1 protein-coding gene is annotated in these 442 nt (G+C 71.9%); it reads right to left on the minus strand.

The features are described 5' to 3' along the window. The coding region (locus tag D7V88_RS42270; protein ID WP_279636153.1) for a helicase-related protein at positions 1-442 on the minus strand (442 nt) is incomplete at both ends.

Raw genomic sequence — 442 nt, forward strand, 5'->3', positions numbered from 1 at the left:
TGCCGATCCCCACCACCCCCGGCGACATCGCACCGGCCGTGCCGCGACCGGCCTTGCCGGGCACCGGCGACTTACCGCGCGACTGCGAACGGCCCGAGCCGCCCACCGGGGTGCTGGCCAGCAGCGCCTCGGTGTCGGCGGCCTCGCGGGTGAGGCGGTCGGTGATGTCGGCGATCCGCTTGCGCAGCGGCTGCGGGTCGACGCCGCGTTCCTTGTTGTAGGCGATCTGCTTGTCGCGGCGGCGGTTGGTCTCGTCGATCGCGAGCGCCATCGACGGCGTGATCTTGTCCGCGTACATGTGCACCTGCCCCGACACGTTGCGGGCCGCGCGGCCGATGGTCTGGATCAGCGAGGTGCCGGAGCGGAGGAAGCCCTCCTTGTCGGCGTCGAGGATCGCCACCAGCGACACCTCGGGGAGGTCGAGACCCTCGCGGAGCAGGTT

Origin of the sequence: Corallococcus terminator, assembly GCF_003611635.1 — a bacterium.
Lineage (GTDB): Bacteria > Myxococcota > Myxococcia > Myxococcales > Myxococcaceae > Corallococcus > Corallococcus terminator.